General features: G+C 36.9%; 14 protein-coding genes. 10 read left to right on the plus strand and 4 right to left on the minus strand.

The genetic code is table 11. The features are described 5' to 3' along the window. The first annotated feature begins 19 nt into the window (after nt 1-19). Entirely contained in the window at nt 20-820 is an 801-nt protein-coding gene (proC, locus tag CWS20_RS10770) for a pyrroline-5-carboxylate reductase (protein WP_066195679.1), read from the plus strand. A 206-nt stretch (nt 821-1026) separates the two neighbouring features. Continuing rightward, complete coding sequence (locus CWS20_RS10775; RefSeq protein WP_066195682.1) at nt 1027-2415, plus strand: L-cystine transporter; 1389 nt, start codon at nt 1027-1029, stop codon at nt 2413-2415. 45 nt (nt 2416-2460) lie between these two features. On the opposite strand, the gene CWS20_RS10780 is transcribed toward CWS20_RS10775, so the two are convergent. Continuing rightward, nucleotides 2461-3759 (minus strand): NCS2 family permease, encoded by a 1299-nt coding sequence (locus CWS20_RS10780; RefSeq protein ID WP_066195685.1) that lies wholly within the window; start codon nt 3757-3759, stop codon nt 2461-2463. 314 nt (nt 3760-4073) lie between these two features. Here CWS20_RS10780 and CWS20_RS10785 point away from each other — a divergent pair, with 314 nt between their 5' ends. Further along, nucleotides 4074-4724, plus strand: a complete 651-nt coding sequence (locus tag CWS20_RS10785; RefSeq protein ID WP_066195687.1) for an HAD family hydrolase — start codon at nt 4074-4076, stop codon at nt 4722-4724. A gap of 27 nt (nt 4725-4751) precedes the next feature. On the opposite strand, the gene CWS20_RS10790 is transcribed toward CWS20_RS10785, so the two are convergent. Both CWS20_RS10790 and CWS20_RS10795 read right to left on the minus strand, forming a co-directional pair. Beyond that, nucleotides 4752-5750: an inorganic phosphate transporter gene (locus CWS20_RS10790; protein WP_066195690.1), complete on the minus strand. Its 999-nt coding sequence runs from the start codon at nt 5748-5750 to the stop codon at nt 4752-4754. A gap of 13 nt (nt 5751-5763) precedes the next feature. Then, nucleotides 5764-6381, minus strand: a complete 618-nt coding sequence (locus CWS20_RS10795) for a DUF47 domain-containing protein (RefSeq protein WP_066195695.1) — start codon at nt 6379-6381, stop codon at nt 5764-5766. A gap of 426 nt (nt 6382-6807) precedes the next feature. On the opposite strand from CWS20_RS10795, the gene CWS20_RS28665 reads away from it, so the two are divergent. The 4 genes from CWS20_RS28665 (at nt 6808) to CWS20_RS10810 (ending at nt 10412) form a co-directional block, all read left to right on the plus strand. After that, nucleotides 6808-7767, plus strand: coding sequence for a UvrD-helicase domain-containing protein (locus tag CWS20_RS28665; protein WP_241504170.1), 960 nt, complete (start codon nt 6808-6810; stop codon nt 7765-7767). Beyond that, nucleotides 7764-9083, plus strand: coding sequence for an ATP-binding domain-containing protein (locus CWS20_RS28670; protein WP_241504171.1), 1320 nt, complete (start codon nt 7764-7766; stop codon nt 9081-9083). The genes CWS20_RS28665 and CWS20_RS28670 overlap by 4 nt, the downstream gene beginning before the upstream one ends. Before the next feature lie 90 nt (nt 9084-9173). Further along, nucleotides 9174-9995: an aldo/keto reductase gene (locus CWS20_RS10805; RefSeq protein WP_066195698.1), complete on the plus strand. Its 822-nt coding sequence runs from the start codon at nt 9174-9176 to the stop codon at nt 9993-9995. A gap of 156 nt (nt 9996-10151) precedes the next feature. Then, nucleotides 10152-10412 (plus strand): GlsB/YeaQ/YmgE family stress response membrane protein, encoded by a 261-nt coding sequence (locus CWS20_RS10810; RefSeq protein WP_066195701.1) that lies wholly within the window; start codon nt 10152-10154, stop codon nt 10410-10412. 76 nt (nt 10413-10488) lie between these two features. Here CWS20_RS10810 and CWS20_RS10815 read toward each other — a convergent pair whose 3' ends face one another. Next, entirely contained in the window at nt 10489-11403 is a 915-nt protein-coding gene (locus CWS20_RS10815) for an RluA family pseudouridine synthase (protein WP_066195704.1), read from the minus strand. Between the two features lie 286 nt (nt 11404-11689). On the opposite strand from CWS20_RS10815, the gene CWS20_RS10820 reads away from it, so the two are divergent. The 3 genes from CWS20_RS10820 to CWS20_RS10835 all read left to right on the plus strand — a co-directional run bounded on the left by CWS20_RS10820 (nt 11690) and on the right by CWS20_RS10835 (nt 14399). Beyond that, nucleotides 11690-12076: a DUF5365 family protein gene (locus tag CWS20_RS10820; RefSeq protein WP_066195706.1), complete on the plus strand. Its 387-nt coding sequence runs from the start codon at nt 11690-11692 to the stop codon at nt 12074-12076. 957 nt (nt 12077-13033) lie between these two features. Then, on the plus strand, nt 13034-13258 hold the full coding sequence (locus CWS20_RS10830) for a hypothetical protein (protein WP_066195712.1): 225 nt from the start codon (nt 13034-13036) through the stop codon (nt 13256-13258). Between the two features lie 157 nt (nt 13259-13415). Next, nucleotides 13416-14399 (plus strand): tRNA dihydrouridine synthase, encoded by a 984-nt coding sequence (locus CWS20_RS10835; RefSeq protein WP_066195714.1) that lies wholly within the window; start codon nt 13416-13418, stop codon nt 14397-14399. The last annotated feature ends 147 nt before the right edge of the window (nt 14400-14546 follow it).

Below are 14546 nucleotides of genomic sequence, written 5' to 3' on the forward strand. Positions count from 1 at the left end.
AAGACAGGGTGTGTAATCAATGAATAAGACAATTGGCTTTATTGGGTGCGGAAAGATGGCACAGGCAATCATTGGCGGGATATTAAAGGCAGAGAAAGTCTCGGCAGAAATGATTATTGCCAGCGCTAAATCAAAGGCTACTAGGGCGTATGTCAACGAGACAATAGGAATAAAAACAACTTCTTCAAATATTCAAGTTGCAGAGGCGGCAGATATTCTTTTTCTAGCTGTGAAACCGAATATTCATCAAGCGGTCATCTCAGAAATAAAGGATAGCTTAAAACAAGAAGTGATTGTTGTTACAATAGCCGCGGGAATATCAATATCGGATTTAACAGACGCATTTCTCCGTCCGATTAAAGCAGTTCGCTCAATGCCAAATACCCCTTCATTAGTTGGGGAAGGAATGAGTGCATTATGCATAAATGAGCTTGTTACGAATGAGGATCTTAATGAGGTAAAAGCGATCTTTTCTTCATTTGGAAAAGTGGAAGTAGTAAATGAGCATTTGATGGATTCAATCCCGGCAATCAGCGGTTCATCACCAGCCTATGTATATATGTTTATTGAAGCGCTGGCTGATGGTGGAGTTAAAGACGGTGTACCGCGCGAACAAGCATACAAGATGGCTGCACAAGCAGTATTAGGTGCAGCAAAAATGGTATTAGAGACAGGTAAGCATCCAGGAGAATTAAAGGATGAAGTGTGTACGCCTGGCGGGGCAACCATCGAAGCCGTTGGAGAGTTGGAAAAGCAAGGCTTCCGATCAGCGGTCATATCAGCGATGGAGCAGTGTACAGCTAAAATAAAGAACTTATAAGAAAAAAGTATAATTGAAGAAGATGAAGCAAAAAATAACTGAAGAAAGGTCTCTTAAGATTAAATGAAATCTTAAGGAACCTTTTTTCAGTTTCTGCATGTTATAATGTTACATCGAATAAAATTCGTAGTAAGTGGATATATCCCACTTGACATATCGGAATATAAGGATTATTGTATGTAAGTCATATTTTAGGAGGGAAGAGAATGAATACTGGATTATTTATAGTGAATCTTGCCATTATGATTGTTTTTATTTTGTTATTATTTTTTATGCAAAGAAAGCATATCTCATTTTCTAAACGAGTTTTCACTGCATTAGGAATAGGAATTGTATTCGGGTTCGGATTACAGTTCATATACGGTATTGAATCTGAAGTTTTACAGCAGTCGACAGAATGGTTTAATCTTGTCGGCGGCGGATATGTGAAGTTTCTGCAAATGATTGTTATGCCGCTTGTATTTATTTCAATTTTAGCTGCTTTTACAAAGCTTAAGCTAACGAATAATATTGGGAAAATAAGTGTGCTTATTATCGGAATTTTAATTGGAACGACGGCCGTTGCAGCAGCGGTTGGCATCGCAACTGCAACCGGATTTAATTTAGAAGCGATACAAATTAATCAAGGAGATGCGGAGTCTGACAGAGGCTTACAGCTTGAAGAGAATTATCAATCTATTGAAGGAAAGTCATTTCCGCAACAGATGCTGGATCTCCTGCCTGCTAATCCGTTTTTAGATTTGACAGGTGCAAGATCTACATCAACGATTTCAGTCGTTATATTTGCAGCGTTTTTAGGAATAGCCTATCTCGGTGTGAGAAGAAAGTCACCAGAGCAAGCAGAGCTGTTTGCAAAAATAGTTGATGCTTTCTATAGTATTATTATGAGAGTCGTTACATTAATATTGCGCTTGACTCCATATGGCGTGTTGGCAATAATGACAAAAACGGTTGCCATGAGTGATTTTAATTCAATTCTAAATCTAGGTAAATTTGTCATTGCCTCATACGTTGCTTTAGCAGTGATGATGCTCATTCATTTATTGTTATTATTATTTGCTGGTTTAAGTCCTATACAATATTTAAGAAAGGCATTTCCAGTTTTAACTTTTGCTTTTACATCAAGAACAAGCGCTGGTGCATTGCCATTAAATATTAAAACACAAAAGTCGCTAGGTGTATCTGAAGGAATAGCTAATTTCTCAGGTTCGTTCGGGCTATCAATTGGGCAGAACGGATGTGCTGGTATCTATCCAGCCATGCTGGCAATAATGATTGCGCCAACTGTCGGCATCAATCCGTTATCTCCAGGATTCATATTCTCTGTTATATTAATTGTTGCCATAAGCTCCTTTGGAGTAGCAGGTGTTGGCGGAGGAGCTACATTTGCAGCAATACTTGTATTGTCTGCTTTAGATTTACCTGTTGCTTTGGCAGGATTGCTTATTTCTATAGAGCCATTGATTGATATGGGTCGTACAGCTGTAAATGTCAGCGGTTCGATGACTTCTGGTATTCTGACAAGTAAAATAACTGGGGATATTAATAAAGATGTTTATAATGACCCAAATAATAAAATAGAAGCAGAAATTTAAATAAAAAAGGCGGCAGATACAATTCTGCCGCCTTTTTTTATGTTGCTAATGCGGTAAAAACATCAATTGAAATAAAAATAATACTGCAAAAATATAAACAAGTGGATGAACCTCGCGCCATTTGCCTTTAAATATCTTTAAAATTGGATGTGTAATAAACCCAAGCGCGATTCCTGTAGCTATACTTGATGTGAGCGGCATCGTTAAAATAATTAAAAAGGCAGGAAATGCCTCATCTAATTCTCCCCATTTAATATGAGCAATGTTTCCTAACATTAAGCTGCCAACAATGATTAATGCTGGCGCTGTTATGGCAGAAATGCCGGAAACAGCGTTTACGAGCGGTCCAAAGAACGCAGCAGCAATAAACAAAACGCCTACCGTAAGCGAGGTTAGCCCAGTTCTTCCTCCTGCAGCAACCCCGCTGGATGATTCAATAAAAGCCGTTGTTGGGCTTGTTCCAAACATTGACCCCACTGTTGAAGCGACTGAATCAGATAATAGCGCTTCACGAGCACGAGGTAAGGATTTGCCTTTCATAAGGCCAGCTTGCTGAGCCACTCCAACCATCGTGCCTGTCGTGTCAAAAATAGTAACTAGAAGAAATGAAAAGACTACTGCATATAATCCGTGTGCAATCACTTCCCCGATGGCAGAAATAGGATTGTAAATAATCAAGCCTTCAGGCAGTGTTGGAGCTGCAAGTATGCCGCTATCAAAAGATAATTGACCTGAGAAAAAGGCGATTAAACCAGTAATAATCATTCCATAAAAAAGTGCGCCAGTAATATTCAACACCATTAATATAAGGGTAACAATCAACCCAATCATTGCCATGATAGCAGATGCTGATGTAAGGTCACCAAGTGCTACGAGATTTGTCGGGTGGCTTGTAATGAGCCCGGTCATCCGCAAGCCAATGAAGGCGATAAATAATCCGATGCCAGCTGAAATCCCAAATTTTAAATTATCAGGTATTGCTTCAATCAATTTTTGCCGGAAAGAAGTCAATGATAAAATGATAAAAATGATTCCTGCAACAAACACTGCGGCAAATGCTGTTGTATAATCGATATTTCCGTTTCCTACTACAGAATAGGCAAAATATGCGTTCAACCCCATGCCAGGTGCAATGGCAATCGGGTAATTTGCAAAAAAAGCCATCCACAGTGTACCGACTACTGCTGCAATAATCGTAGCAGCAAATACTTGTTCAAAAGGGACGCCTGCATCCGATAAAATGACCGGATTAACAACAACAATATATACCATTGTTAAAAAAGTCGTAATGCCGGCAATGATCTCCGTTTTGACTGTTGTTTGATTCTCTTTTAATTTGAACATTATTAGTCCTCCAAGATGTAAAGGTTAACGAAGTATGAGAAGTGAAGACGAATAAGGAAAACTTGTTTATTTGCAAAGCAATTTGGACATCAGTTTTACTTACCCGATATATTAGCTATTTAGCAAAGGACTTTCATATAACGTTAAAAATTCTCGCTTTCTATGAGCCAAAAAAAAGCCACATTTTTTATAGTATGCGTTTTTTTTCTAGATATCAAGAGCTTTATTATCTAGTATTGATATTCAGCCGCGAAAGATTCTTTATTACAATAAACGGAAAATTTAGTATAATGAGGACGAAAGGTGGTGCTTGTTTGAAAAAACTTGTTATTTTTGACTTTGACGGCACGATTATTGATACAGAATCTTATTGGTATAAAGCATACAGAGATGTCATTCAAAAACAATATAATTTTGATTTGCCGCTTGCAATGTTTTCTCGATGTATTGGCACGACTGATTCAGTCCTCTTTGAATATTTAGAATCTGAAATCAGTGAATCGATGAACCGCCAAAAAATAAATCAAGATGTAGATGAATTTTTTTTGGATATTTCGAAAGACATTACTGTGAGAAAAGGTGTAGAAAACTTGCTTATTAAGTTAACGGAAGCTGGCTGTATATTAGCGATAGCATCAAGTTCAAAGCGGGAATGGATACGCCAGTACTTAGAGGCTTTTCAATTATCATCGTATTTTAGCCTAATTAAAGGAAAAGAGGATGTTTTGGATGTCAAGCCCGATCCTGCACTTTACTTAGCAGTATTAGAAGAGCTGGAGATAAAGCCTGAAGAAGCGCTTGTCATTGAGGATTCAATAAATGGTTCCACCGCTGCGCTAAGAGCTGGCATTGATTGTATTGTTGTGACAAATCCTGTAACAGAACATATGGCATTTGATTCATCTATTCCTACCTATTCCTGTTTTACCGAGATGACTTTAAATTGCTGCTTCGAAAAAGCATAAAAGGAGCCATTAGCTGGCTCCTTTTAATTAAAGAAATGAACTTAATATTAAATAAGTAATCCCCGCAACTGTAGCAGAAATTGGCAAAGTAATGATCCAAGTAATAATCATTCTTTGTGCGGTCCCCCATTTAACACCTTTTACACGATGTGCTGAACCGACACCTAGAATAGAAGAAGAGATGACATGTGTCGTACTGACAGGCATATGGAGTGCTGTAGCAGTAAAGATGACCATTGCGCCTGTTAAATCGGCTGCTACACCGTTTACAGGGCGGATCTTCATAATCTTCCCTCCGACCGTTTTGATGATTTTCCAACCGCCGACAGAAGTTCCTAGTCCCATTGCCAATGCACAGGAGAATTGCACCCAGAATGGGATATCGGTTGTAGTGACATAACCATTGGCGATTAGAGCCATTGTGATAATCCCCATTGCTTTCTGCGCATCATTTGTCCCATGTGTGTATGATTGCAGTGCGGCTGTGAAAATTTGAAATGTACGGAAGTTTCTATTTGTTTTTGTAAGATTATTATTTCTAAACACAACTTTAAAAATACTATAAACGATAAAACCAGCCGCAAAGGCGATAAGCGGTGAAAAGATTAATGCTTGAATAATTTTAATAAATCCACTGTAATTAAGAGATGAAACACCTGCTGCTGCAATGGCAGCTCCGGCTATAGAACCAATTAATGCATGTGAGGAAGAGCTGGGAATGCCAAAATACCATGTTAACAGATTCCAAAAAATTGCCGCGATAAGTGCTGATAAAATGACGATATCTCCATTTTGCAAAGTAAAGGGATCGACTATATCTTTCGTAATCGTCTTTGCTACACCAGTAAAAGTCATTGCGCCGACGAAATTCATCACCGCTGCCAAAATGATGGCATGTCTTGGTTTTAAAGCCTTTGTGGAAACTGAAGTGGCAATAGCATTTGCTGTATCATGAAATCCATTAATAAAATCAAAGACTAAGGCAAAGATGACGATAAGAACGGTAATAAGAAAAATTGCATCCATTTGTTATTGCTCCTTACGCGTTTTTCATAATAATTGTTTCAAATGCGTTGGCAACTGTTTGGCAGCTGTCAGCAATCTCTTCAAGATTTTCATAGATTTCTTTATATTGAATAATGCGGATTGGATCTTTTTCTACGGAGAACAAATGCTTAATTGATTGGCGAAGAACCCCATCGCATTTAGATTCGTAATCCTTAATTTTAATTGCATGCTCTCTAATTTTTAATAATTTTTTTGTTGATAGTAGCTCAACTGATTTTTCAATTTCGATCGCACATTGGCGAATGGCTTCAACAAATTTCAGCATAAATTCATCTGCTTCAGTAATGGAGTACATCTCGAACAAATCGGCAGTTTGCTCAAACCCATCAAGAACATCATCCATGGCCATAGCTAGATGCAGGATATCTTCTCTTTCGATTGGCGTAATGAAGGCATTGTTCAGCTCCTTTATTGTTTCGTGAACAAATGAATCCCCCTTAGTTTCATACTCCTTCATCTTTTCAGAAAAGATTTTTAAATCACTAATATTTTTTAGTTTGTAGTCAGCAAAATACATTGCGCTTTCTTTAAGATTAACGGCAATATTGCTTAACAATGTATTAAACTTGTCCTGCTTTTTAAAAACCATCCTTAATACCCCCAATAATTTTAGGCAAAATAACCTTTCAAACGTTATTATTTTATACGAAAAATTTTAAAGTATAAAGAAGATTTTTTCGAATGCTCTCTATAGAAGTCGAATTTTGTCGCTTTGAAATAGAAAGGTAATATTGGAGAATCGGTCAGAAGAAGTCGAGAAAACCCTTGATAATATTGATGATTCTTTTTATTGGTAATAAAAAGAAAACGCTTCCAATTTGGAGGAATCATCCATTCATCTTTACAAAAAATTAATAATTCTTATAGAATAATTTACAAAAATCCTGAATGTAATTAAAAGTGATAAAAATGTTGATTTCGCTTGATTTTTCTGATAATATATATTCCTTCTCACTTTCGTTCCGTCATATGTAACTCTCCATTGCGGCTGAAAAAAATGATTGGAGTGAATCATATGTCATCAAATATTCAGCACCCCGACTTTCAGAAAGAATTTCAACGATTAGAATTTACAAAAAGATATATGGAGGCCGTAATAAAAACGGCTGAATCAAGTAAAGACCAGTTTCAAGAAAATATGAGGGAATCCTTTAAAGATGCCGATTGGCTAGAATCCAGTCTTGGCTATTCATCTTTATTAACGGATGCGCGCTTTTTTGCCATGTCTAAAGATGAATTAGAAAGCTTAAAGAAAGCAAGAAACAAACCTTATTTTGCCCGCATCGACTTCTCTAGAGAAGATCAGGAAACTGGAGAGATTATTTATATTGGCAAAACGTCGTTATACTCAAGGGAAAATCAAGAACAAATTATCGTTGATTGGCGTTCTCCTATTTCGAACCTTTATTATGAAGGCAGAATTGGGAAGGTTCAATATGATTCATATGAGGAAAGCTTCAAAGGCGAACTCACACTTAAACGGCAATTTATGATTGAAGAGGGTAAAATTGAAGAAATCAGGGATATTGATTTAACTACGAATGATCAGCTTCTTCAAGAATCACTTGCCGGCAGTTCAAGTAATCGATTAACTGAAATTGTTTCTACCATTCAGGAGGAGCAAAATAAAATAATCCGTGCTGATTTACATAAGCCTATCATTGTCCAGGGCGGGGCGGGCAGCGGAAAAACAACGATTGCACTCCATAGAATCAGTTACTTTATTTTCCAGTATAAGGAGAATTTCGCTCCAGAGCAGTTAATGATTTTAGCTCCAAGTAAATTATTTATAGATTATATTTCAGAGGCTTTACCTGAATTAGGGGTGGAAAGAGTTAGGCAAACAACCTTTGAAGAATTTGTTCAAGTCTGCATTGAAAAGAAAATTCGTCTAAAAGAAGACGATCATTTGATTCAAATTCTTGAAAAAGGGGAAAAGCAAGAAACGAAGGATGCTGTAAGGGTATCCAAATGAAGGGATCAAAAGTTTTTCATGTGATTATGAATAATTATATAAAGGAAATCTATCAAACCTTTTATCCGGCAGCTGACTTCTTTGTTGATAAATATCGCATTTATAAAAAGGAGCGCTTTATAAAATTATTACAGGATGATTTTCATTATCTACCATTGTATAGAAGAATTGAAAAGCTAAAGTCGATATTACAGAGTGATGTAAAAAGAAAAAAGAAAGAAATGCTTAAAAGAATAGAAACGTTTTATGATGAAAAAATCGAAAGGGCATTATATAGTGCTAAGGACCCTGTGAAAAGAAGAGCGTATGTCTCGGCTGCGCTTGATAAAAAAAGTGAACGTCTGGATAGTATGAAATCAGCTATAAGAACAGCGGTAACCTCCTATATGAAGCAATTTCCGAAAAAAACAGTGTTTCAATATTATCAGGAATTATTTGAAGAACCTGAAAGGCTGGTTGAGCTATCGCAAAAAGAATTATCTTCTGAAGATGCCGAGCTTTTATGTCAGTATAACAAACAGCTATTTTCTAAAAAAATATATGAACGGGAAGATTTGTCGTTGCTCTTGTATTTGCAAGTGAATTTGTTCGGCATTGACAAAGATTTTAAAGCGAAGAATATTGTGATTGATGAGGCGCAAGATTATACTTTTATGGAGCTGCTTTCTTTAAAAAAGGCTGTAGATACCGATATGTTTACATTGGTTGGCGACCTTGCTCAAGGTATTCATTCCTATAGAGGGCTAACAAGCTGGAAGGATGTGCAAGCAGACATTTTTCCAAGAGCGACTTATGCTGAATTAAAGAAAAGCTATCGGACAACAGTGGAAATAATGGAAAAGGCCAATGAGCTATTAAAAATGCTACCATATCATTTTCCGGAAGTAGAACCTATAGTTCGCCATGGGAGTCCTCCAGAGTTTATTGAACAGGTTGATGCTGAACAATATACGAGCCGCCTTGAGAATTTAATCGAAGGGTTAACATCTGTAAAGTTAAAGACATTTGCTTTAATCGGCAAGACGATGAAGGACTGTCAAACGCTCTATAAAAGATTTAATAAGCAGAGCTCCAAAAATGTACATTTATTAGGTGAAAATGAGAAAATACCAAAGGATGCCATAGTGATTGTACCGGCTTACTTAGCTAAAGGGCTGGAATTTGATGTGGTCATTATTTTCTCTATCGATGAAATTTACTCCAGGCAGTCAAATCTTGATATTCAATTGCTTTATGTAGCAATGACCAGGCCGCTTCACCGCCTTTATTTTTACGGGAAAAACAAAGAGGATTTTCTAGTTCAAACCAACAAATAAGATATTTGCATTAGAAAAAAGGAAGGCGTTCACTGGAATGATATGGGGGACGCCAGCTTTTCTAATGAAAGGAAAGGGGAAAACGAAAACATGAATCATATTACTTCTACGGTTACATTAAATAATGGCATATCTATGCCTCAATTTGGATTAGGCGTATACAAGGTTGAAGAAGGCAAACAAGTAGAAGAAACAGTATTGAGTGCGATTGATCTCGGCTACCGATTAATCGATACGGCTGCCTTTTACGGAAACGAGGAAGGCGTTGGCAGAGCGCTTAAAAGAAGCAAAATAAAAAGAGAAGAGTTGTTTATCACAACTAAGGTATGGAATGATGATCAAGGCTATGATGAAACAATAGCTGCATTTGAGAAAAGTTTGGTAAAACTGGATTTAGAATATATTGATTTATATTTAATTCACTGGCCGATTTCAGGAAAGTATCGTGATACATGGAGAGCGCTGGAGAAATTGTACAAAGAAGGTAGGGTGAAAGCGATTGGAGTATGCAACTTTCATCCTCATCATTTAGATAATTTGTTAGCCTCTGCAGAGATTGTTCCTGCGGTGAACCAAGTAGAGCTTCACCCCCGATTATCCCAAGAAGAATTGCGGGATTATTGCAATGAAAAAAAAATTAAAGTCGAAGCGTGGGCTCCTATTGCGAGAGGAAAGTTATCTGATGAGCCAACGCTTAATTATATTGCAAATAAACATGGAAAGACCCATGCACAGATTATACTTAGGTGGCATCTGCAAAATGACGTAATTATTATTCCAAAAACAACGAATTTAGACCGGCTAAAAGAAAACAGCGATATTTTTGATTTTGAATTAAGTCTGGATGAAATGCAGCAAATAGATACATTAAACTTAGATGCGCGTTATGGGAAAAATCCAGATGATATGTAGTGCGAGAAAAAAATTCCCTGTTATGGAAACAATTAATAAAGATCTTATCTTCTAACCTTGTATGAAAAATCCGCCTGCATCATATGATATGAGTAAAGTTGTTTATATGTAGGAAGGGGGAAGACCCTTTTCACATCTCATATTAGGAGTGATAACATGTTTAGCTTTTTATGGGCATTAATTATAGGTGGAATAATTGGATGGGTTGCAGGTTTAATCACAGGAAGAGATGTACCTGGCGGAATAATTGGTAATATCATTGCAGGTTTTGTAGGTGCCTGGCTTGGGACGCTAATCCTTGGAGATTGGGGACCAGTCGTTGCCAATTTTGCAATTATCCCTGCTATTATTGGGGCAATTGTACTTGTATTAATTGTAAGCTTCATTCTCAGATCAATGAGAAAATCCACCGATTAATTGTAAACCGATGGAAAAGCTGCCGAATTTCTCTCGGCAGCTTTTTTACTTTGGTAGTTATCAATAGCTAGAGCCGCTATTTTACCGCTGATTGGAAATAAGGTAGAAGTTCACTTGGCGGAGGGCAGATGACCTTTATCATTTCTTTCGTAAATGGATGCGGCCATTCAAGCTTTGCAGCATGCAGTGCTTGTCTGTTAAATAGCGGCTTCCCGCCATATAACTCGTCTCCAGCCAGCGGATGGCCAATATAGCTTAAATGGACACGTATTTGATGCGTACGGCCGGTATCGAGCTGACATTTAATTAAAGTAAGCTTTTCTTTAGGAAATTTTTCAATCACCTCAAAATTTGTTTTAGCACTCTGACCAGAAGAAGACACGCGACGCCTTGTTGCGTGATGACGATCTCGACCGATTGGCTGTTCAATAACACCCTTGTTAATGTTTACAATTCCATGGACTAATGCATAATATGTTCTTTTAATTACTCTTTCTTCAAGTAGCTTATCAAGAATGGCCCCAGCCAGCGGGTGCTTTGCAAACAGAATCGCACCGGAAGTATTTTTGTCCAAGCGATGGATATGTTTTATATTTCTTAATTCTCCGATTGCTTGCATATGAAATGTGGCGGCATTAGCTAATGTATCATTTTGATCATTTGAATTTGGGTGAGTGTCCATATTTGCAGGCTTATTAAACACAGCGAGGTGATCATCTTCGTATAGAACTTCAAGCTCGTAATAAAAAGGGGCTAAATGAATCTTTTCTTCTTTAAATAGTCGTATTTGCAGTTTATCTCCTCTTTTTATAGGGAGATGCCAGGCAATCTTTTCTCCATTTAGCTTTACGTCATTTTCCATTCTCATTTGATGAATCAATTTCTTTGGTGCATGCCAATAATCCTTAAAAAGCTCCTGCGGATTATACATTTCCCATTCGGCAGGGATAATGATTTCATACCAATCACCAGTACGTTTTGTTGTTACCATAATTTACTTCCTTCCAGAATCACATATTCTCCTTTAGCAATTCATAAATATTATTTTAACGAAGCAGCGGCGATTTTTAAAGCTAGTTGTGAGTAAATTGGTGCTGTCAACGGTTTTGCATATGATGATATGACTTAAGTAAAAAAGGTAAGTGATGCTTTTCCTCAGGGAATCCTGCTGTTTTTCGCCTAAACTATGGCGATAATTACCACGCAAGAAAGGCTGAAGATTATGCTATTCTTATGCTATTACAGATATTACAAGGTGAACAAAGGGTGGGTTTTTTGTGAAGGTAGTTTTCGCATCAACTGCTGAACAAGAGCAGCAAATTGAAGAGCTAGTAGAAAAAATGTATTCTGATATTTTTCCGATTTATTTCGAGGAAGAGGAAATTAAAGAATTTGAAAGCATGGATATTTTAAAGCCATCCAAAGAGTATTTTGGAACTCTAAAAGAGGCGTATCAGGTAATAACCGGCTTGCAGACGATTCTTCATATTTTGGAGAATAATGCACTTAAAAATCAACATGAAACAATCTTTAATAAAAATGTAAAAATTTTAGAAGAATTCGGTGTTTCTTTTCCTTTTGCTTTTCATCATTTTTATGAAGAGAAATCATTGAGTAAAGTAGACAATAGCATCTATAAAGCAAATTGCGAATTTCTTCAATAAATAGAAACGGCGAAGGGAAGATGAAAGGTTTCCTTCGCTTTTTTTGTGCATTCATTGTGGTATCTAAAAAGCAAAAGGGTAATTGAAAAATAAATACCCATTTTAAAATCTTTCTCATACATTAATGGGCAGTAAAACACCACTTCAAGGATTCCTAGAGAATACATAAATGAATTAGATTTCCTATCCTAATTGTGAAGTTGAAGCAATGTCTTGTAATTTTTTAAAGGTTCCAAAATATTTCTATATTGATCTCCTCCAACATCATCAATAATTTCTTTTGCAGCCGACAGGTTGGAAGTTGCTACATCCGTTGAAAGAATCTTATACAATTCGTACATTTAGTACGTTTGCAAAACAATTAGTTTTGGTTAAATGAGCAAGATAATGAAATTATGGGGTTTGATATATATAGTTGATTTTCTTGATTTTTGTGGATTAGTAATACTTGATTAGCGGAATTGTCATTTTCTTATGGTACTATCGGGGCAGTTTTGTGGCAGGATAAATGGATAGTAGCATTGAATAAAAAGCTATAAACAAAACAGTGAAGAATAACTATAAAAGGAAAGGGCAAGGGGGCAATAAAATGAAGAAATATATTTTTTATTTAGCTAGTTTTATGATACTGTATTTCATATTTCAACTGGGATCTGGCTTATTATTAACAATGTTTTATACTCCGGATTTGACAGCGGCTTATTATCCGTCAACAAACAATATACAAGAAGTAAATTTCGGTAATGTATTACCTTTACAATTCGTGTTTATTTTAATCATTGCGTCGAGATCATTTATATTAACAGAAAGAGTATTTAAACTTAAAAGTAGAGTTTAAAGCTGTAAAATTGAACAAATAGTTTCCTAATCCTAGCGTAGTTTGTGCACTTTAAGTACTTTTCTTATGTCACAAACGGGGCAGGTGAGGAAACTAATTCACAAAAAGGGGGAAAAAAAGTGAATTTATTACTTTGCATAACAGTTGGTTTCATCATAATCGGATTTGTTATTCTCGTTTCTATGAAAAAAAGTATGGAAAGCAAGCTCACTTTTATAAAAAGAAATATTGAAACTGAGAAAAGTTTAACTACACCGATCGTTTGGTGGATAGTGGGAACTACAGTTTGGGGAATAGTGAGTATCCTCCTTATTGTATGGTGGTTTTCTCTACATATGAAATAGTAATAGTAAAGATTATAATGTTCCAAATAAACTATCGTTTGATTAACAGTGCATAAGCATGCTATAAGTGTTAAAGGAGCAGGGATATTTTTGCTATTTAATTTTGGGATAAAGGTTTGGCCTGGTATCCTTCTAATGAGAGGATTTGAATTCAAATATGATAGATAATTTTTGGCGTGATTTACCACGACCTTTTTTTGTACTGGCACCAATGGAAGATGTGACGGATGTTGTTTTTCGCCATGTAGTGAGTGAAGCGGCCAGACCTGATGTGTTTTTTACAGAGTTTACAAATACGGAGAGTTATTGTCACCCAGAGGGGAACCATAGTGTGCGTGGGCGTTTGACTTTTACAGAGGATGAACAACCGATTGTTGCCCATATATGGGGGGATAAGCCTGAATACTTTCGACAAATGAGTATTGGTATGGCGAAACAAGGCTTTAAGGGTGTGGATATCAATATGGGCTGTCCTGTACCTAATGTGGCAGGGAATGGCAAAGGAAGCGGACTTATCTGTCGACCCGAAGTTGCAGCAGATTTAATACAAGCAGCAAAAGCAGGAGGATTACCTGTAAGTGTGAAGACAAGGCTTGGTTACACTGATGTAGACGAATGGCACGACTGGCTAAGGCACATATTGAAACAAGATATTGCTAATCTTTCTATTCATCTGCGTACAAGAGAGGAAATGAGCAAAGTAGATGCCCATTGGGAACTAATTCCGGAAATTAAGAAGCTTCGTGACCAGGTGGCGCCAGATACACTTTTGACGATTAACGGGGATATCCCTGACCGTCAAACCGGCTTGAAACTTGCTCAACAATATGGTGTGGATGGGATTATGATTGGGCGTGGTATTTTCAAAAATCCATTTGCCTTTGAAAAGGAGCCGAAAGATCATAGTAGTAAGGAATTGCTTGATCTCTTAAGGTTGCATCTGGATCTCCATGATAAATATTCAAAGCTAGAACCGCGTCCGTTCAAGCCTCTTCCTCGCTTTTTTAAGATTTATGTCCGTGGCTTTAAAGGGGCAAGTGAATTAAGAAATCAATTGATGAGCACAAAGTCAACAAATGAAGTGCGTGCATTGCTCGATAACTTTGATAGCATAAATTTTGATGGGATGGAGGAACAGTAGGAGTATCCCCAATCAAGGTAAAAACGGAGTAAATCATCTATGCAGCATGTATCGTAAGCTAAACATTGACGTGGAATCCTTGGTAAAATACACATTGCAGATGTGAAGACTTACCTAAACTGTTTTTTTTACAGAGTTTAGCTGAGC

Origin of the sequence: Cytobacillus horneckiae, from assembly GCF_002835735.1 — a bacterium.
GTDB lineage: Bacteria > Bacillota > Bacilli > Bacillales > Cytobacillaceae > Cytobacillus > Cytobacillus horneckiae.